At 61.7% G+C, this 303-nt stretch carries 1 pseudogene; it reads left to right on the forward strand.

The window, feature by feature from the left end:
- Positions 1–40: 40 nt before the first annotated feature.
- A pseudogene (locus I554_RS0125285) lies at positions 41–303 on the forward strand (hypothetical protein); the annotation flags it as partial.

Here is a 303-nt window from a genome sequence, read left to right on the forward strand (position 1 = left end):
GGACGGCTGGCGTCTCGCCGATTACGAGAAGTAAGCCATCATGGATTGGGGCGCGATTCCGCAGTTCCTCGCCGGAGGACTTGCCATCGGTGCGGTGTATGGACTGATCGGCGTCGGCTTCAGCCTGATCTACAGCACGAGCAAGGTCATCAATTTCGCACAGGGCGAGTTCGTCGTTTACGGCGGACTCGCGACTGTGTCGCTGACCTTGTTCGACATTCCCGCGTCTGTCGCCCTGCCACTGTCGCTTGCCGCCAGCATCGTCATGGGCGGAGCATTGCAGGGACTGCTGTCGACCGCGCG

The sequence above is a fragment of the Afipia sp. OHSU_II-C1 genome, assembly GCF_000497575.1.
Taxonomy (GTDB): Bacteria; Pseudomonadota; Alphaproteobacteria; order Rhizobiales; family Xanthobacteraceae; genus Afipia.